A 20438-nucleotide genomic window follows, 5' to 3' on the forward strand; every position below is an offset into this window, starting at 1 on the left:
AAGGTATTTGCGGGAATTTGATGGAACTGATGGAAATAATGGAACTAATGGAGCAGACGGAGCAGCTGGAGCTGACGGCGTTGGAATAGATTCTACGACCGATAACGGCGATGGTACATTCACCATTTCATATACAGATGGAACCTCATTTACGACTCCAGATTTCACAGGTCCACAAGGTGCTCAAGGTATTGCCGGAACTGATGGAGCTAATGGAGCAGACGGAGCAACTGGAGCTGACGGCGTTGGAATAGATTCTACGACCGATAACGGCGATGGTACATTCACCATTTCATATACAGATGGAACCTCATTTACAACTCCAGATTTCACAGGTCCACAAGGTGCTCAAGGTATTGCCGGAACTGATGGAACTAATGGAACTAATGGAGCAGCTGGAGCTGACGGCGTTGGAATAGATTCTACGACCGATAACGGCGATGGTACATTCACCATTTCATATACAGATGGAACCTCATTTACGACTCCAGATTTCACAGGTCCACAAGGTGCTCAAGGTATTGCCGGAACTGATGGAACTAATGGAACTAATGGAGCAGCTGGAGCTGACGGCGTTGGAATAGATTCTACGACCGATAACGGCGATGGTACATTCACCATTTTATATACAGATGGAACCTCTTTTACGACTCCAGATTTCACAGGTCCACAAGGCGCTCAAGGTATTGCCGGAACTGATGGAACTGATGGAACTAATGGAGCAGACGGAGCAGCTGGAGCTGATGGAGTTGGAATAGATTCTACGACCAATAACGGCGATGGTACATTTACCATTTCATATACAGATGGAACCTCATTTACGACTCCAGATTTCACAGGTCCACAAGGCGCTCAAGGAATTCAAGGACTTGCCGGTCCGGCAGGACCTCAAGGGCCAGCAGGAACGGACGGAGTTGTGAATCCTGAAGATTTAACTGCAGGTGATACATCCATTACAGTTACAAATGGAACAGGAGCTACATTAGTTGATGCTAATGTAAAGGTAACAGACGGTGGAATTACTACAATAAAATTAGCAGACGGCGCTGTTGCAACAGCTAAAATTGAAGATGGAGCTGTTACTGCTCCAAAATTATCTGCAGGTGCAGGGGATAATGGACGTGTAGGGGTAGCTGATGATCTAGGAGCTATAACATACCAAAATATTGATGATTTAATTGATGAGCCTTGGAGAAACACAGATGATACTCCTGCAACGGATAGCTCAACAAATATTAACTATATGGGGGGTGATATAGGTATAGGTACTAATGACCCAACAGAACGTTTAGATATAGGTACGGGTAATTTACGTGTTCGTGATATTAATACATTAGCAGGGGTTTCTACAGATAAAATTGTAGTGGCAGATACAGATGGAGTCTTGAAAACAGTTGACAATATCGCACCTAAGTTTTTCTACATGCCAGCAGTAATATTTGAAACCACTACAACAGGTGCAGGATTGTCACGTAATCTATACGAAGATTATAACAAGCAGTTTACTGGACAACAATTTGATGTAGCTCATGGTGCTACTGGATCTTCTATGACTTATAAAGGTGGTTTAGTAGGTAGTACAGGCGCACCTACTGCAATGGACGTTTACGCAGACACCGAGTTATACTATTACATATCGTATTACGATCAATCTGTTTTTGCAAATGTGTCTATTAGTGATTCAGGAGTATTGACTTATGATATTATAAGTAGTGCAACACCAACAGCGTATATGAATATCATATTTGTAATTAAATAATATAAACAAACCAGACATGGCTGCGGTGGTGTCTGGGTTAATTATAAGGTATAATGTAACTATTTAATTTAATCGTATAAAAGTGTATTGAAGTTTAAAATAATAAAACCCAAAACTTTAAGTGTTTTCTATTTTAAAATTTTTAATGTGCTTCAATTTATAAACATACAGCATGAAATTTAATAATACTATATATAATAATCTTGGGCAATTTGCCAAGCTCATGCTATTTATGGGGGTGCTTTTGTTAACCTCACAACATCAAACTTGGGCACAGACTAAGGTGTTGGTAGATAATGTAAGCGCTATTAGTCCTAATGACAAAGTTGGAGGTTTATTTGGCCCATATAATATGCCAACTGTAATAGACCCAAACAATACTTTAGTAGATGATGACAACTATGCAAGATTACTTGCCAGTCCGGGATTAGTTGCTGGAATAGCTTCTTATGATGGATTTATTGAATTGGAATTTCCTGCAACCGTACCGGCAAATACATGGTCTTATGTGCGTATGGAAGGGGATGCCTCGTTATTTGATGCTTTATTGGGTGGAAGTTTAGGTAATCTTGTAGGTGGACTGTTGGGGGTTGTTTTAACAGGTGAACAAGTAATTACTATTGATGCGCGTATGGGGAGTACTTCTGTACTATCTCGTTCAAGTACATCAGGTTTTACAGAAGATGATGTAAGATTTATTCAAGATGCATTAGGTAATAATTATCTTGCAATTCGTCCAAACCAAGCTTACGACCGTTTACGTATTAATAATGATATAGGTTCTTTAGTAGGAGTTGGGAATGAAGTAGAATTAGATGTTTACAGCGCTTTTTATTTTGATAGCGTAGGAGGCGAGTGTGGTCGTCCATTTGCAACTTCTTTTGATGGAGACGGCGGTATTGGTATAAGTTTATTAGATGTTCAAAATCAAAACTTAAATAATGCCATAGATACTGATCTTAATACATATTCTAGTTTACAATCTGGATCGATAGTCGATCTTAGTGTAGCATCCTCTTTACAACAAAGCTTTTATTTTTCATCTCCTGGTTCAGATGATAACACCTTAAATATTAAAATAGCTTTAGGGTCAAGTGGTCTTGCTAGCGTAGATTTAATAAGTGGTATACAAGTTTTACTTTATGATGAAGATGATGCTTTGATATATACACGTAGTTTACAAAGTGGCTTGCTTAATGATGCATCTGCCTTAGGTTTATTAGATAATGGAGATCCAATAACAGTTACTTTTGCGCCGGGTATTGCATTTAGTCGTGCTGTGGTAAAATTAAACAGCCTTTTAGGTGTAGATGTAATAGGGGATGGAATAAAAATATATGATGTACAGCGCTATGATGAAGATGTCACCGGTTGCGACAATCCATTAATTGCAGCTTTACCTACTGCTACTACTGGTCCTTTAGAGATGCCTTCTTGTGCTGCTAGTTTATTAGATTTTGAAAATGTAGATTTCCCTGGTTATGCTGTTGATGGTAATAATGAAAGCTATGCCGTTTTAAATGCAGATGCAGGAAATCTTTTAACTAGTGGTCCATCTTCTGGATTTGTAAAAATGGATTTAGGAAGTGTAAATGCAGGTCAAATTACTTATGTACGTATTGGTTATGATGACGATGTCTTAGACCGTTTATTAGGAGGTACTTTAGGGCAATTGGTTGGTAACCTTGCAAATGATTTACTTTTAGGGAACCAATACATTCAGGTACAAGCTTATGATGCTGGGAATACCGAAATCTTAAATTTAACCAGTCAAGACTTTTTTGGAGGGGCTAATGGTAACGCTTCCGGAAATGTAACCCTTGTTGAAGATAATATAGGAAGGCCTTATTTAGCAATTAAGCCAAGTGCAGCCTATAGTAGTATTCAGATAACAAATCATGTAACAGCTGTGTTGCCTACAGGTAAACAAAGTGCATTGCACGTATATAATGCATGTTTTGAAACCGGTACAGAGCCTTGTTTTTCTGCAAACTTTACCTCGTATACAGGATCGGGTATCAGCTTGTCATTAGCAGAACTTTCTACAGCAGGTGTAACCAATCCTTACAGAGCAATAAATGAAAATTCATCAGATTATTCAGAAATTAATTTAGGTGTAGCGGGTGTAGCCGCATCTGTATATCAATCGGTTTACTTTTCGCAACCGTCTCAAACAGGAGATCATGTAAAAATTAGGTTGTCTTTAGAACCTAGTGCTTTATTATCGTTAGATCTTTTGGGAACCTATAAAATTAAATTCTATAATGGTTCCACCCAGGTAGGACCAGATTATAATTTGCAGAGTGGCTTAATAAACAATATAGATTTACTCGGTTTATTTGGTTCTGGTGGTAGTGTAACCTTAGATTTTGAATCGCCAGGTATTTTTGATCGCGTAGATGTTGGTGTAGAATCTTTAGTGGCAGTAGGTACAACTGCTCCGCCTATGCGTTTATATGAAGTAAGTCGTTATGGAGATGCTTGTCCTATCGTAATTACGCCATCTCCTTTTGAAGACTCTTTATGTCTATCAAAAATAGTAGATTCAGAAAATGCAGACGAACTTCAAAACCTAACAGATGAAGACTTTGATAGTTATGCAACTTTAAACTCAGGTGCTGGATTCTTATTAGGTTCTAATCAATTTCAAGGTTTTGTAGAAATGGGATACGATCAAGACGTTGCGGCAGGTGTTACAACTTATGTTCGAATCGATTTTGATACTTCTATTCTTGAAGGCTTGATAAGTGGAAGCTTAGGGAATTTAGTTTCGGGTGTATTAAATGGGCTTGTCTTAGGGGATCATTATTTTCAAGTTGATGTAAAAAATAACACGTATGATGTTAGTACTGGTGATGTTACATCATCTACTACAATAGCATCAGCTTCTAGTAATGCAGCTAGTGTTGGTGGAAATAATATGATACGTGTGGTGCAAGATGCAGCGGGCCGATATTATATCGCCGTAACTCCAGATCAAGCGTATAATGCCATTCGTATTACAGATGTTACAAATAGTGCTTTAGGGCTTTTAGCGCAGCCAAATACCATGAATGTATATGGTATGTGTACAGAAATAAGTGAAGATCGTTGTTTAGATGCATTTGCAACTTCTTACGAATACTCTGGACTAAATTTAAGTGTTAATGATGTTTCAGGAGCAGGAGTTACTAATCCGTCCTACGCTATTGACGATAATACACAACATTACTCAGAGATTAGTAATGGAACACTAGCAGTAGGAACTTCTACCAAGCAATGGATCTTTTTCAATACCGTTTCTAACAGTTCAGATATAGCAGTCATTAAATTCAAAACCGGTGGTGGTGGAGTGGATGTAGATGTTTTAGGAGGCTTACAAATTAAAGCCTATTTAGGAAATACCGAAGTTGCTGTGTTTGATTTTGGAGATGGAATAATAAATGGGCTAAACGTAATAAATCTATTAAATAACGGAGACACAGTTTCATTGAATTTCAGACCAGGTGTTAATTTCGATAGAATAAGTGTAGGTGTTGAAACCTTAGTTGGTGTTGCTGTATTTCCACCAGTTCATCTTTATGGCGTGAATAAATTATGTAATAGAAGTTATTTAATTACCAACCCAATGATTTACCAAAAAGTAAATTAATAAAAAGAATCTTTATGAAAAAACAGATATTTTATATGATAATACTTTTTTTAAATGTGGGCTTGTATGCACAGACCTCAAATAATGGAATATTGTCAGTAAGTGAAAACACACAGTTTTCTATAGTAGAACGCTTTGATAATTTATCGTTAGGTGAATTTTATAACGATGGTGAAACCTTTATATATAATGATTTTAGTAACGATGGTGTCTTAGATTTTTATGAAAACACAGGAATTACAAAGTTTATAGGTTCAGATATTCAAAACATTAGCGGGACTCAGGTTAGTTACTTATATAATGTGCTTTTTAATAATAATAGTAGTGCAGATCCCTTTCATATATCAGGCGAGATAAACATAAGTGGTGTATCAGATTTTAATCAAGGCATAGTCGATAATGATAATTTTGGAGGAGAAATTACATTTAACAATGGTAGTAGCCATATAAATACGTCAGACCTAAGTCATGTAGATGGATTTGTAAATAAATTTGGAGATGAAGATTTTATATTTCCTATTGGAGATGGCGGGTATTATCGTTTAGCAGGAACCTCTGTAGCAACAGATTCTGATGTCTTTTTTACAGCAAAGTATTTTTTCGAAAATTCGGATGCCCTTTACTCTCATGATTCTAAATCAGAAGACATTCAAGACATCAATAATCAGGAATATTGGACTATTGAAAAAGCGAATGTGGCTACCGAAAACGGGTTGGTAACCTTGTCTTGGCGAACAGTTACTACACCAAGTTCTTTTGTGGACGCAGCACAAGATAATGCGTTAACAATTGTAAGGTGGGATAGCGCTAGTAACACTTGGGTAGATGAAGGTGGTGCTATTAATTTAGACGACCAAACTATTACAACAGGAGTAACTAATTATGGCATTTTTACATTAGGCCGTTTAAATTCAGATGCCGAAATGCCTTGTGCGCTAGAAATATATAATTACGTATCTCCAAACGGAGATGGTAAAAACGATTTTTTCTTTATTGATAAAACAAGTGACGAATGTGCAAGAAACCTAACCGTTCAAGTGTTTAATCGCTGGGGTGTTAAGGTTTATGAAACGACTAATTACGGAGAAAACGGGAATGTTTTCGATGGTCATTCCTCTGGTCGTTTAACAGTAAAGGATTCAGACAAGCTACCTGCTAGTACCTATTATTATATTTTGAAATATGAATATGGTAGTACTACAGATAGTCAGTTGCATAAACAAGCAGGTTTTTTATACTTAAGCGATAACTAATATGAATAAAACTACAATTATATCAAAGAAATCAAATATATCTGTTTTGGTGTTATTATTGGGGGTGCTTTTTATAGCGCCGTCCATGGAAGCACAACAAAATTCAGAATATACACAATACATGTATAATACAATAGCTATTAACCCTGCATATGCAGGATCTAGAGAATCGCTTAGTATGTTAGGTATTTATAGAAACCAATGGGTTGGTCTAGATGGCGCTCCAGAAACTTTAAATTTCTCAGCACATTCTTCTGTAGGAGTTAAAGGTGTTGGAGTAGGGTTAGGATTTACAAGCGATAAATTAGGTCCTTCCGAAGAAAGTATACTTTCAGCAGATTTCTCTTATACCATTAGAGTGGGATACGATTTAAAATTGGCCTTAGGTGTAAAGGGAGGGATTTCTCTATGGAATTTAGATCCTACTAAATTAAATATTTACGACCCAAATGATGTTTCTTTAAATCAGGCAAACTATAGCTCACCAATTATTGGAGCAGGAGTGTATTTGTATTCTGATAAATGGTATGTCGGATTGTCGTCTCCAAATTTTATAGAAACAACACATTATGACGATATACAAGCGTCTACGTTTACAGAAAAAGCGCATTTTTATTTAATTGGTGGGTATATATATGAAGCAAATCCGAGATTAAAATTAAAACCGGCATTTTTAGTGAAATCTGTTATGGGAGCTCCATTAGCGGTAGATTTATCTCTAAATGCACTTATAAACGAGGGTTTAACTCTTGGTCTTTCTTACAGATTAGATGCTGCGGTAAGTGTTTTAGCAGGCTTCCAAGTCTCTAGATCTATTATGATTGGATACGCATACGATTATGATACAACCGAGTTAGGAAACTATAACGATGGATCTCATGAGATACTTTTAAGATTTGAATTAGGTACTAGAAGAAGAGGAATAGTAAACCCAAGATTCTTTTAACAAAAAAAATAGAGCAATGAAAAAAATTACATTCTTATATAGTGTCCTCTGGTTTTGTTTAACGCTAGCAGTGGTAATACCTGCCAACGGACAAGAAAAAAAATTAATTCAAGCCAGTCAGAATTATGATCAATTAGATTACGTAAATGCTCAAAAAATATATTTGTCTGTTGCACAGAATGGTTATAAATCGGAAGAATTATATACAAAATTAGCAAATAGCTATTATTTTAATGCGCAGTACGATCAAGCAGTAAAATGGTATGATGAGTTATTTCTTATGGTTGAAAAGCCTAAAGAAAACATCATATATTTAAGATATTCTCAAGCATTAAAAGCTATTGGACAAAAAGACAAAGCAATGGAGTTTTACAATCTTTTTGTTTCCGATAGTCAGTATAATGAAACCTCATTATTGGCAGAAGATTATTTAAACCTAATTACACAAAATTCAGGTAGGTATGATTTAAATCCGATTCGTGATCTATACGACAAGAATAAAATTTCATTTGGTCATGAAAAAATTGGAGACACGTTATTTTTTGCTTCAACTAAAGACTCCAAAGCTATATTAAAGAAAAAAAGTGCTTGGGATGGACTTAGCTTTTTGTCACTTTACGAAGTCGAGTTAGATTCTTTAAACCAGGTTGTAGGTAACCCTAAAATGTTAAAAGGGAAGTTAAATGGAAAGTTTCATGAATCTTCTCCAGTGTTTACACCTGATAATAAAACTATGTTTCTTACAAGAAGTAACATTAATATAGACGACGCTACAGGCGAATATAAATTAAAGATATATAAGTCTGTGAAATTAAATGATAAGTGGCAGGAAGCTGAAGAATTATCGTTTAATCACGATGATTTTTCAACAGCACACCCAGCCCTAAATTCAGATGGCACTAAACTCTATTTTTCATCAGATCGTCCGGGTGGTTATGGGAGTTCAGATATTTATGTATCAACTATAAATAAGCAAGGAGCTGTTGGCGAACCTGTAAATCTTGGTCCGGAGATAAATACGGCAGGAAAGGAAACTTTTCCTTTCGTAACCACGCTTAATGAACTTTATTTCTCATCAGATGGTCATTTTGGATTAGGTGGATTGGATATCTTTTATGTAAAAATTGTTGACGACCATTACGGGAATCTATTAAACATTGGTGAGCCTTTAAATTCTAATGCAGATGACTTTGCTTTCGGAATAGATTTACACAACAATAGAGGGTTTATAAGTTCTAATCGTTCTACTAAAGAAGGAGAATTTGTATATGATAATATTTATACATTTAAAGAAAAAGCGCCAATAAAAGATGTTTTTTATTCTGATATAAGCGGATATGTTACAGATAGACAATCCAAAAGACCTATTGAAGGCGCAAGAATAAGTTTAAGAAATGCTGATGGCGAAACACTTCAGGAGGTCGAGACTAATGCACTTGGATTTTATGAAATTGAGACTAAAAAATTTCAATCTTATTTCATTAAATCAGAAAAAGATAGATATGATACCGATGAACGTCTTATTCAAACAGAAGTAGATCATCAGGAGATTAATTTTCAGTTACAACAGAATATTGTAGATCTTACTCCAGGTATGAATCTAGCAGAAGTATTAAATATTCCAATAATTTATTTTGATTATGATAAGTCTAATATTCGTGAAGATGCTGAAGTTGAATTGCAAAAAATATTAATAACATTAAATGAGTATCCTGCTTTAAAGCTAGAAATACGATCTCATACAGACAGTCGTGGTAGTGATGCATATAATATGAAGTTGTCTTCTAGTCGTGCACAATCTACTTTAGATTATTTAGTAATTAATGGTATAGATAAAAATAGGTTAACAGCTAAAGGTTTTGGTGAATCTCGCTTAGTAAATAAATGTTCTAATGGCGTAGAGTGCACAGAATCGGAACACGAAGATAATAGACGAAGTGAATTTATAATAATAGATTAATGTTTAATGCCCTCTTTTTTGATAATCTTATACATATTGAGTTGGATTAATAGCAAAGTAAAGTCTTCTTATATTTTGATAGATTAATAGCACTTAAAAGAGGGTTTATTAAATTTTTTTTATGATATATCATATCTAGAATAAAGTCCATATTGGTTCTGTTATAACTGACATATGTACATTTATTAATGGAAGAAATATTAGTATAATTGACTACCAGTTGGTGTGTCGTGAGTTAGAATCTCATCTTCTCCACTAGTGTTAATAAGGGTTTCGAGCAATCGGAACCTTTTTTGTTTTCTCATTTTCATAAAATTTGCTCAGTTTTTCGCAATTATAGGTGTAAAAACCAAAAGTTTTCAAATTTATTTGGTGTATCTCTTCATTAATTTCAATTGGGGTTTCGTGAGATTAAAGCCTACTTCTATAATAAAAAGATAAATTTTAGAGTTATTTTTTACACTATCCTAGCACCTTAATCAAATAAGGATTTACTAAATTAGTATCGATAATTTACAACAGCAACACACTAAACGAAAAGACCTATTAATCCCCTAACATATGCTAATCCTTTTTTACATCTTATCGGCAGTATTTATTTTAGTCTCTGTATTGCCATTAATTCCGCATCAGCATTGGGTGTTTCGCGTCTGGGAGTTTGGACGAATTCAACTGCTAGTGCTTCAGTCGCTTATGCTAATATTAGGGTTAATATGCATTGCCGATAAAACAGCGCTAACTTGGATAACTTTACTAGCTCTAGTTGCTGTGTCCATTCATAACCTCATAATTTTAATTCCATACACACCCATTTACGGCAGAAAGAGTGAAGCTGGCGTTGCTCAGGATTCACAAATCATATCTATTCTATCGGTAAATGTGTATCAGTTTAACGAGAAGTACGACGAGTTAATACAATTGGTTTTAGATGTTAAACCCGATATTTTTTTGACAATGGAATCGAACCAAGCTTGGGAAGATGCTTTAACCGAAATTGAATCGTTGTATCCAAATCAGCAAAAAGTGGCTTTAGAGAATACCTATGGGATGCATTTGTATACTAAACTCGATGTTGAATCTTTAAAGGTGCATTATTTTATTTCAGACGATTTGCCAAGTATAGAGGCGTGTCTATATACCGAAGATGGTGTGAAATTCACCTTTTTCGGCGTGCATCCGCCGCCGCCAAGTCCTAGTGAAGAAGATACGTCTAGAGAGCGCGATGGCGAATTGTTAGCTTTAGGAAAACGTGTTTTAGCTACCGAAAGCCCTGTTATTGTGGTTGGAGATTTTAACAATGTGGCATGGGCAAAATCTTCGATATTGTTTAGAAAAACTTCACAATTACTAGATCCTAGAATCGGTCGTGGATTTGTATCTACATTCCATGCAAAATATAGATTACTCAGATTTCCTATTGATTTATGTTTTCACTCGCCAAACATTTTTATTCAAGATTTTAAAACCTTAGGTAATATTGGGAGTGATCATTTACCACTCTTTTGTAATTTCTTTATCAATGAAAAAGAACATATGAAAGAAGATGAAGTTGAAACTTTAAATACAGATGAAGAAGAGGAAGTAGAAGAGATGATTGAAGATGGGAATGAAGAGGATGGAGATCGTCCTGCTGTCGCTTCAGAGTAAATATAGCCCTAGTTGGGGCATATTTCTTCTCGGTTTTAATTATTTATTGCTCACCATTTTAAGCCAGAAAGGCTTTCTTAATTATTGGCTTAACTTACTTTTATACGTGCTTATACTTCATGTTTTAACAGGTTTAATCAATACGATAAGTAACTTGAAATTAGGAATATTTGAAAAAAAGTTTGAAATTCGTCGCGTGAAAACAGCAACACTATTTTTAGCAGTATTTTTACTTGTTAAGCCACTAATCCCTTTAGTGGAGTACGCTGCGTTTTACGATTACATTAAAAACGAACTTTGTGAAAATAAAGAAGTCGTTGAAATGCAATGTAATGGAAAGTGTCATTTAGCCAAAGAAGTTGCTAAAATGTCCGATTCACCAGAGAATGGTTCAGACAAAAAACAAGTATCCATAGAAACTATGGTGGTCTTTTATCAAAAAATTTCAGAACACGTTGTTACTCCAATAGTATTTTACTCTAATAAAGAGCAGATCTCTTCAGAATATAACCTGAATTATTCTTATTTAAATTTAGACGCTGTATTTCATCCGCCTCGCGTTTAATTGCCTTATTGTTTTTATAGTGTTTGGGTGTAAATGGTTATTTACATCTGTATGTATACGTTCTATTTTGAATGTGTACTTCCTACTGTACTAAAAACATATGTAATCTACAGTCTTTCTAGTTTTATCAGTATTACAAAGATATTGCCTTGTGCTTTATATTTAAAGTACGCCCGAGTAACATGCTGTAAACTCGTACTATTAAGAGATTTCTATAGATTATACTAAGGCCTATTTACGATGTTTTTTAAAAAGAAAAAATAAATCGAAGCATTCTCGACTTGTCTCGTTTGTGTAGGATTAAAAGTCTTTAAGCCATGAAATTTCCTAAATTTCTTGTAATTGCAATGTGTATTGTGGTTGCGTCTTGTACTATTGAAAAAACCGATTACGAAGCTGAAATAGCTACCGAAACCACCGAATATTTTGAGTTCGAAGAGGTAAGTAATCTAATTAGTGGAGAGTATGCAGTTAGTATAGAAGCTTTAAACGGCACGCTATATAAAGGGTATAACGAAATTCGTGTAAAAATTTTCAATACTCAAACAGCCGAACGTTTAGAAAATTCGGAGGTTACTTTTTTACCTATACTTACAGATGCTAATGGTAATAAATCTTCTTGTCCGCATCTATATAATTTAGACTATGTGGCAACAGAAGACTATTATTTAGGGTATGCAGTTTTTACTAGTGAAAGTGATACTACGGTGAGCTGGCAGGCATATATAGATTTTAAAGATGGTTCTCAATCGTTCGCTATTAATCAACCAATTACTATTGAAGAGCAAACTAACATGAATCTAAATATGACTGCTTTCACTGGTAATGACGACGAGCAATACATTATTGCATTAGTGTCGCCGCAAAGTCCAGGAGTTTCAGAAAACGATTTGGTTGCCGGAATTTATAAGTACAATAAGCCAGAAGAACCAGCAGGAACCTTTCCAGACTTATCTCAATATTCTTACTCTATAGTTCAAGATTATACCTTGGTATTAGACCCAAGAATGCCAGAACCTTCTATGGGGAATCATTCGTCGCCTAATAATCAAGATTTAACACAGCAAAGCGATAGTTTGTATCATGGTGTGGTGAATTATACAATGACAGGAAATTGGACTTTAAATTTTATTCTTCAGAATGAAAATGGAAAAATAATTAAAGGCACGTTAGTACCAACAGATTTTACACCAGGAATAGAGGGCGTAAAAAGCGAACTTTTTATAGACATCTTATTCTAGAGTATGAAACGGATAACACTAGCATTATTATTTATAAGTACAGTTTTAACTGCTCAAAACACACCTATAGCTAACGATAGTACAGATGTTGTTTTAGATGAGGTTTTAATTGTTGCGGCTAAAAAATCTAAAATTGAAACAGACATGAAAATGGCTGTTTCGGTAGATGAATTTTTAGCATCGTCAGATAATATAAGCTTTATTAAACGTGGTGCTTACGCATGGGAGCCGTTACTCAATAATATGAGTACAGAACGTTCTTCGGTAACTATTGATGGAATGCATGTCTTTGGTGCGTGTACCGATAAAATGGACCCGATAACCTCGTATGTCGAAAGTAATAATCTTTCAGATATCGATATAAAATCGGGACAAGAAGGAAGCATGCACGGCGCAACAGTTGCTGGAAGTATCGATTTAAAGCGTAAAAGTACAGCCTTCGGACTTACTAAAGATTGGAGTGGTGCGTATCAAACAGGATACGAGTTTAATAACAATCAGTTTTTTAACCTCGGAAATGTATCGTATTCAAGCGATAAATTGGTTGCAGACGGAAGTATTTCTTATCGTACAGCAGGAAACTATACCGACGGTAATAATGATGAGGTAAACCATTCGCAATTCAAGAAGTTCAATACTTCTTTAGGCGTAGCTTATAAAACAAGTGAGTTGTCATCTGTGCGTGTCGATGCTATTTTCGATAAAGCTAAAGATGTGGGGTATCCAGCACTGCCTATGGATTTATCGCTGTCTAGAGCATTAATTACATCTGTAGCTTACAAGAAATTTTTTGAAGATAAACTTTTAAAAGTATGGGATACTAAGATGTATTATAATGCTATAGAGCATTATATGGACGACACCACCCGACCAGAAAATTTAGTGCATATGGATATGCCAGGTTGGAGTACCACTTACGGTTTGTTGTCTTCAATTAATTTGAAAGCAGAAAATTATGCAGCAGAAATTCAGTTAAATGCCTACGATAATTTATCTATTGCTGAAATGCGTATGTATCCTCAAGACCGTAGCGAAACGACTATGTTTGCTTACAGTTGGCCATGGGTAACTACGCGTTATGCTGGATTGTCTATGAGTAATTCTTGGGATATTTCTGATAAAAGTTTGTTGAATTTTGGCGGAACTTTGGGTATCAATTACAACTATTCAAAGTATATAGAATTCAATTGGATTTTTCATCCTGGAGCTTCTCAAGAGAAAACACGTTTTCTACCTAATGTATATGCAAGCTATCAGCTAGAAATAGAACATTTTAATGCTTCGGTTGGTGGTGGTTACGGCCATAGAGCGCCTTCTGTTTCAGAAGGTTATGGCTATTATATCTATAATAGTTTCGATAGATATGACTATATAGGTGACCCTGATTTAGAAAATGAAATTTCTTATGAGGCCAATGCGAGTGCGGATTTTACATTTAAAAAAGGAGGAGTTAAAGCTCAAGTAAACTATTTCTATATTCAGAATTACATCATCGGAAGAATTTTAAGTCAAGGGAGTCCTATGAATTATCAATCGGTTGGCGTTAAAGGCTACACCTCTTTAGATTATGCCACTTTATTCAATTTTTCAATGAATGCCAATTATGCTATTTTAGATAATTTACATTGGGACGGAACCTTAACTTATGCCCGCGGATTAGATGATAATGAAAATAACTTGCCATTTATTCGTCCGCTTAGTTATCAAACCTCATTGCATTTTTCGTATAAAAAATTCGGATTTCTAACATCGCTAAATGGCGATTTAGAACAAATAGATTATAGTCCAGAATACGGAGAAGATGAAACGCCTGCCTATACCAATTGGAACTTTTCTGCAGATTACACTTTTTATATAAAGGATTATAAAACCGTAGTTCAGCTAGGTGCCGAAAATATTTTTAACACTTATTACAGCACTTATGCAGATTGGGGAAATATTCCAAGAATGGGGCGTAATATTTTCACATCATTAAAAATAAATTTTTAACAATTAATATTAATTAGTAAATAACATTTAAACCAAAAAAAGAAATGAAAAATTTTAAAAAGCACCTTTTATTACCAGTTGTCGCCTTAGCACTAGTATCTTGTAGCGACGATGATATGCCTGTTGCAAATAATGTAACATTACAATTTGAAAACACATTTTCAGGAAGATCTATTGTATTAGGAGACGCAACTTCTAGTTCTGCAACTGTAAATACATCTGCAGAAAACCAAGTACACCACTTTTCTGAATTAAAATATGTAATTAGTAACATCCGTCTTATTAAAGCCGATGGTACCGAAATACCTTACAATGTAAATAATTTAGATACTGGTGCAACTGTTGTTGACCAGGATAAACCTGAAACCTTACAATATGTTCTAAACAATATTCCAACTGCAGATTACAATCAAATTAAATTTGGATTAGGTGTAAAATCTGAAATTAACACTTTAGACGAAGTAAGTTTTCCGAATTTTTACGCAACTGCTGGAGCAAATGACACCGAAATGCACTGGGAATGGGGAACAGGATACCGTTTTACTAAAATTGAAGGATTCTACGATGCCGATAATAAAGCATTGTCTTTCCATTCTGGAAGTACTTTAGATGGTGAAAAAGATGATGAATCATCTTATGTTCCAGGTTATGATGCTTATAGAGATATCACTTTAAATTTACCTTCTGTAGCAGTAGTTGGAAATAGCGGTCCAACAATTACAATTGAAGCTGATTTTGATAACTTATTAAGCGGAAAAACTTACACAATTATTTTAACCGATGCCAATGCAACGCCAAGTGCACATACATCTATTTCAATGTCTAAATATGTAGACAATATTGGTGGTGATGGCGTTAGCGATATTACAGGCATGTTCTCTATACTTAGTGTAGAAAACTAAATCTATACAATTGGAGTCGGCTAGGTTTAAACATTTAGCCGATTCTTTTTTATAATTAAAACCATACCTTTTTTTAATATGAAACAATTATTACGAACAATTGTTATAGCACTAGTTTTAACATCATGTAGTGACGATGATTCCGAATATGTTTCTTATAATAATCCGGAACTAGAGTTGACTATTCCATTGGATTTTCCGGAGTTAAATAATTCAGTATATTCTAATGTGCCTACCCAATACGGTGTAGAATTAGGTGAAAAGTTATTTAATGAAAAACTATTGAGCGCAGATAACACAATCTCGTGTGCAAGTTGTCACATGCAGGAGCGTGCTTTTGCAGATTACAATACAAAAGGTATAGGTATAGAAGATAGAGTAGGACTTCGGAATCCGCCACCGGTTCAGAATATGGCATTTATGCAGGTTTATAATTGGGACGGAAATATGAGGAAATTAGAAGATCAGGTACTTGTTCCTATAATAACGCATTTTGAAATGGATTCCTCTATTTTAGAAGTTATCGCTAAACTTGATGCCGATGGTTCGTATTCCGAATTATTCAATAAAGCGTTTAGTGGTGAAGGCATTACAGCCGACGGTATTTACAATAGTATTGCGCAGTTTGAGTACACTCTAATTTCTGCTAATAGTAAGTACGACAAAGTTAAACGAGGCGAAGGTGAAACCTTTACAACTGCAGAAGCTCAAGGCTATGCTGTTTTTCAAGACAAGTGTATAAGTTGCCATAGTACAGAATTATTTACCGATCAAAGTTTTAGAAATATTGGGTTTCCCTTAAATCCAGATCAGGAAGAAGCAGGTCGCGCAAGAGTTACCGGTGAAGTTGACGATTATATGCGCTTTCGAGTACCATCGTTACGTAACATAGCTTATACAGCACCTTACGGAAGTTTTGGACAGTTTGCAACATTAGCAGAAGTTCTAGATTATCTAGATGCTGGTGTTTTAGAGGCCGATAATTTAGATCCTATTTTAAAAGATAATGATAATAGAATTCCGCTTACCGAAGTCGAAAAAGTAAATCTTATTGCTTTTATGAACACACTAAGTGATGCAGAATTTATTGGACGCTAGCTGAATTAATATATCTGATATAGTTAATTTTGAAAGAATAACTATGGGTTTATGAAGGTTGAAACACTGTCAACTACTTCTTGTAATTCAATTGTTAATTGGCTTGTTTCCCACGGGTGAGATGTTTCAAATACATGATTAGCACCTTCAATAATTTTCAATTCACTATTTGGATTCCATTTGTGCAAATTATAAGCTTCTTCAACTTTAACACTAGTATCGTTATCGCCATGAATAATAAGATGAGGTATGTTTAAATGAGACGCGGCACGTTTTATATTTAAACGATTTTTATGTGTTTCAAAATCTTCAAAAAACTGATAATAATGAGGCATATTTTGTTTTGTTCTGCCGTTAACAACATATTCCACACCGTCTGTTTTCCATTGCTTTAGTGCCTCTCCGCTAGACATTCTACTTTCGTAATCGCTTACACCTGCCAAACTAATAATACGGGTAATGCGACTATCTTCTTCTGCTTTTATAGTAACAATTCCTCCGCCTCGGCTATGGCCAATTAGATTAATGTTGTTTATGTTAGCTTCGGTATGGTATGGGGTGGCAGTTGTAATCCAATCGATTACCGATTTTAAATCGTCTAGTTCTTTGCTGTAGTTATTTTCTCCAAAGGCTTCTAAGTCTGGAAAGTCTATAGGCTGTTCTGCTGTACCTCCGTTATGAGAGAAATTGAATTTTACAAAGAAGTAACCCGCATTGGCAAAGGCTTCAGCCATTAAATTCCAAGCGCCCCAGTCTTTAAATCCTTTATAGCCATGACAAAAGATTATTATGGGTTTAGGTACATGGTTTTCTGTGTAAAACACATCTGTTAAAATAGGTTTATTGTGTATTCCTTTAAGCGGATTGTTAGTAAGGCGTTTCATAATAGCTAGGCTTAGAATCAAAAAAAAATCTCATTTAAAATTAAAACTTTTAAAGAGATTCAGCTAAATATAAAGCAAAAAAAAAGAGTGAGATAACCAGTCCCACTCTTACAAACAAACTAACTAATTGACATAGTTTAACTAACTATCTAATTAAAATTAAAACTATATTTCGAAGTTCTCAACGTAAGTTCTTCCGTTGGCACTTATAATAACTTTGTAATTTCCTACTTGTTTTTCTGATAAGCTGTAAACACGCTCGATGTTTGTTTCTTCAGAAATTGTTTCAGAATGAATTAAATTGTCTTCAGATTTGTTAGTTGTAGAGTAGTAAATACTTACTTTAACATCACTTTGATCTAAATTTAATTTTGTTAAATAAACGATGTTGCTTTTAAGGTTTACAACTGGTTTAAATATACTTTTTTCGTTTTTTTCGTTGAAAGTAACTTGTCCTTCAGATACTTTAAAAGGCATGATTTTAATTTCGTAACCTTTTTCGTGTTCGAAAGAATACTCACCATCAGGTAAAGCAGTTAAGTCGAATTTATTATTGTAAACTCCTGTTGTTACAATAGTAGAGTTGTAAAGCATAAAGCCAGCTTTATCTTTAATTGATAAGTGTTGACCTTCTTTTACATTATTAAGTGTTAATGTTACTGCTGATTTTTTTCCGCCAATAAAATCAGGAATTCCTGCGTTTGCGTAAGTAGCTATTCCAGATACCATTGCTAACATATAAATACTAAGGGCTAAAACTTTTTTCATAATATATAAAATTTGTAAATTAATTACATGGCAAAGATACAGGAGTAGTAGAGTGTAGAAAACATCGATATTGGCTACTTTGTATGCTATATTAACTGTAAAATAATTGTTAAGCTTATCGAGAGATAAAATAGTATATTTTAGGGTTAATTCTACATATGCTATCCCATATACATTTCGTATTTTTGTGCTTTATAAAGTGAAAGGTAGATGAAGTTAAAACCAACATACGAAAAAGTAACGCCAAGTTTTGGAAGCTCGTTGGTAGTTAGGAAACATACGCAGGAAGCGCATAAGAGTAAGGCCTTCTGGCATTTTCACCCTGAATTAGAGTTGGTGTATGTTAATAAAGGACAAGGGAAACGGCATATAGGAAATCATTTATCATACTTTAATAATAGTCAGCTTATATTAATAGGTTCTAATTTACCCCATAATGGTTTTGCCGATCGCCTTACGGCACGTGGATCTGAAACTATTGTACAGTTTTTACCAAATTTTTTAGGAGAGTCGTTTTTAAAGCTCCCAGAAACCGAACGTATTAATATGCTTTTCGAGCGCGCTAAAAAAGGAGTGCTCTTTAAACCGGAAACAAAATTAATTGTTGGACCTAAAATTGAATCTTTAAATGAGCTTCAAGGGTTTAGTCGTGTTTTAAAGTTATTAGAGATTTTAAACGACTTAGCGTTGTCTGAACATTACAGTTTATTAAATGTAGATGGTGTTGCTTTCGAAACCGAACCTCAAGATAGTGCCAAGGTCGATGTTATCTTTAGGTATATAAATAACCACTTCCAACAGCATATAAGTTTAGAAGAAATAGCAGACCAAGCGAATATGACTGTTCCTGCATTTTGCCGATTCTTTAAAAAGGCAACAGGTAAAACATTTACAAAACTTGTAAATGAATATCGTGTGGTGCATGCTACAAAACTTCTACAAGAGAGTGAAATGAGTATTACAGATATTTGTTTTGAATGTGGATTTAATAACTTTTCGCACTTTAATAAATTCTTTAATGAAATTACAGGAACTACAGCTTCTAAGTATAGAAGCGAAATGACTCGCATTATTCAATAGTACACCGTTATAATGTGCGAAATAAACGTAGAGAATTATTTTTCTCCATTCCATTCAGCATAAAACTGATCTAGAAATGCAATCATAAAATCGTGGCGTTGAGTTGCGATGTGTTTCCCTGTTTCCGTATTCATCTTGTCTTTTAAAAGTAAAAGCTTTTCATAAAAATGATTAATTGTTGGAGCGTTAGATGCTTTATATTCCGCTTTTGTCATATTTAAGTTAGGTGCAATCTCGGGGTTGTAAAGTGCTCGGTTTTTAAAGCCTCCATAATTAAAGGTTCTGGCAATACCAATGGCACCAATGGCATCTAATCTGTCTGCATCTTGCACAACATTTAATTCGGGTGAAGAAAACGTCGCTTTAAAATTCCCGCCTTTATAAGATATGTTTTCTATAATATTAATCACGTGCTGAATGGTTTCCTCGTCAACTTCAATCGTTTTTAAAAACTCAGAGGCTACTTTTGGGCCAACAGTTTCATCGCCATCATGAAATTTACTATCGGCTATATCGTGAAGTAACGCACCAAGTTCTACAATAAATAGATTTACATCTTCGGTTTTAGCTATTAATTTCGAGTTTTTATAAACCCGCTCTATATGAAACCAATCGTGGCCTCCTTCGGCACCTTCTAATTGTTCTTTTACAAAATTAATTGTAGTCTGTATTTGTAGGTCTTTCGTCATAGCTATAAAAGTAAAAATTCCTAACT

The 20438-nt window shown here is 34.8% G+C and carries 15 protein-coding genes; 12 read left to right on the forward strand and 3 right to left on the reverse strand.

The genetic code is table 11. From position 1 onward, the window contains the following. The 11 genes from BN863_RS17875 to BN863_RS00375 form a co-directional block, all read left to right on the forward strand. Positions 1–1759: beta strand repeat-containing protein (locus BN863_RS17875; protein ID WP_158408958.1), on the forward strand; the 1759-nt coding region annotated here is incomplete at its 5' end. Positions 1760–1931: 172 nt separating this feature from the next. Beyond that, complete coding sequence (locus tag BN863_RS00330) at positions 1932–5390, forward strand: hypothetical protein (protein ID WP_148304548.1); 3459 nt, start codon at positions 1932–1934, stop codon at positions 5388–5390. Between the two features lie 35 nt (positions 5391–5425). Next, on the forward strand, positions 5426–6643 hold the full coding sequence (locus tag BN863_RS00335; RefSeq protein ID WP_242404053.1) for a gliding motility-associated C-terminal domain-containing protein: 1218 nt from the start codon (positions 5426–5428) through the stop codon (positions 6641–6643). A 1-nt stretch (position 6644) separates the two neighbouring features. Next, the gene (locus BN863_RS00340) at positions 6645–7589 is read left to right on the forward strand and encodes a PorP/SprF family type IX secretion system membrane protein (protein ID WP_038526057.1); all 945 of its coding nucleotides are present in this window, start codon (positions 6645–6647) and stop codon (positions 7587–7589) included. Between the two features lie 16 nt (positions 7590–7605). Further along, positions 7606–9549 carry an OmpA family protein gene (locus tag BN863_RS00345; protein ID WP_038526059.1) on the forward strand — a complete coding sequence of 648 codons (1944 nt, stop codon included), beginning with the start codon at positions 7606–7608 and terminating at the stop codon, positions 9547–9549. 561 nt (positions 9550–10110) lie between these two features. Further along, positions 10111–11196: an endonuclease/exonuclease/phosphatase family protein gene (locus BN863_RS00350; protein WP_038526062.1), complete on the forward strand. Its 1086-nt coding sequence runs from the start codon at positions 10111–10113 to the stop codon at positions 11194–11196. Between the two features lie 154 nt (positions 11197–11350). Beyond that, positions 11351–11761 carry a hypothetical protein gene (locus tag BN863_RS00355; protein ID WP_084817434.1) on the forward strand — a complete coding sequence of 137 codons (411 nt, stop codon included), beginning with the start codon at positions 11351–11353 and terminating at the stop codon, positions 11759–11761. Positions 11762–12078: 317 nt separating this feature from the next. Continuing rightward, the gene (locus tag BN863_RS00360; RefSeq protein WP_038526065.1) at positions 12079–13002 is read left to right on the forward strand and encodes a hypothetical protein; all 924 of its coding nucleotides are present in this window, start codon (positions 12079–12081) and stop codon (positions 13000–13002) included. A 3-nt stretch (positions 13003–13005) separates the two neighbouring features. Further along, a complete protein-coding gene (locus tag BN863_RS00365; RefSeq protein ID WP_038526067.1) occupies positions 13006–14991 on the forward strand; it encodes a TonB-dependent receptor plug domain-containing protein in 1986 nt (661 codons plus the stop codon). A gap of 44 nt (positions 14992–15035) precedes the next feature. Further along, positions 15036–15893 (forward strand): MbnP family protein, encoded by an 858-nt coding sequence (locus tag BN863_RS00370; protein WP_038526070.1) that lies wholly within the window; start codon positions 15036–15038, stop codon positions 15891–15893. Positions 15894–15971: 78 nt separating this feature from the next. Then, positions 15972–16991: a cytochrome-c peroxidase gene (locus tag BN863_RS00375; RefSeq protein ID WP_038526073.1), complete on the forward strand. Its 1020-nt coding sequence runs from the start codon at positions 15972–15974 to the stop codon at positions 16989–16991. Between the two features lie 41 nt (positions 16992–17032). Here the strand turns inward: BN863_RS00375 and BN863_RS00380 are convergent, their stop codons facing one another. Together BN863_RS00380 and BN863_RS17880 are read right to left on the reverse strand one after the other, a co-directional pair. Then, on the reverse strand, positions 17033–17875 hold the full coding sequence (locus BN863_RS00380) for an alpha/beta hydrolase family protein (RefSeq protein WP_038526076.1): 843 nt from the start codon (positions 17873–17875) through the stop codon (positions 17033–17035). A gap of 165 nt (positions 17876–18040) precedes the next feature. After that, entirely contained in the window at positions 18041–18643 is a 603-nt protein-coding gene (locus tag BN863_RS17880) for a hypothetical protein (RefSeq protein ID WP_051774406.1), read from the reverse strand. Positions 18644–18853: 210 nt separating this feature from the next. On the opposite strand from BN863_RS17880, the gene BN863_RS00390 reads away from it, so the two are divergent. After that, positions 18854–19723 carry a helix-turn-helix transcriptional regulator gene (locus BN863_RS00390; protein WP_038526079.1) on the forward strand — a complete coding sequence of 290 codons (870 nt, stop codon included), beginning with the start codon at positions 18854–18856 and terminating at the stop codon, positions 19721–19723. Positions 19724–19758: 35 nt separating this feature from the next. Here the strand turns inward: BN863_RS00390 and BN863_RS00395 are convergent, their stop codons facing one another. After that, positions 19759–20412: an HD domain-containing protein gene (locus BN863_RS00395; RefSeq protein WP_038526082.1), complete on the reverse strand. Its 654-nt coding sequence runs from the start codon at positions 20410–20412 to the stop codon at positions 19759–19761. Positions 20413–20438 lie beyond the last annotated feature (26 nt).

Source organism: Formosa agariphila KMM 3901, from assembly GCF_000723205.1.
GTDB classification, from domain to species: Bacteria; Bacteroidota; Bacteroidia; order Flavobacteriales; family Flavobacteriaceae; genus Formosa; species Formosa agariphila.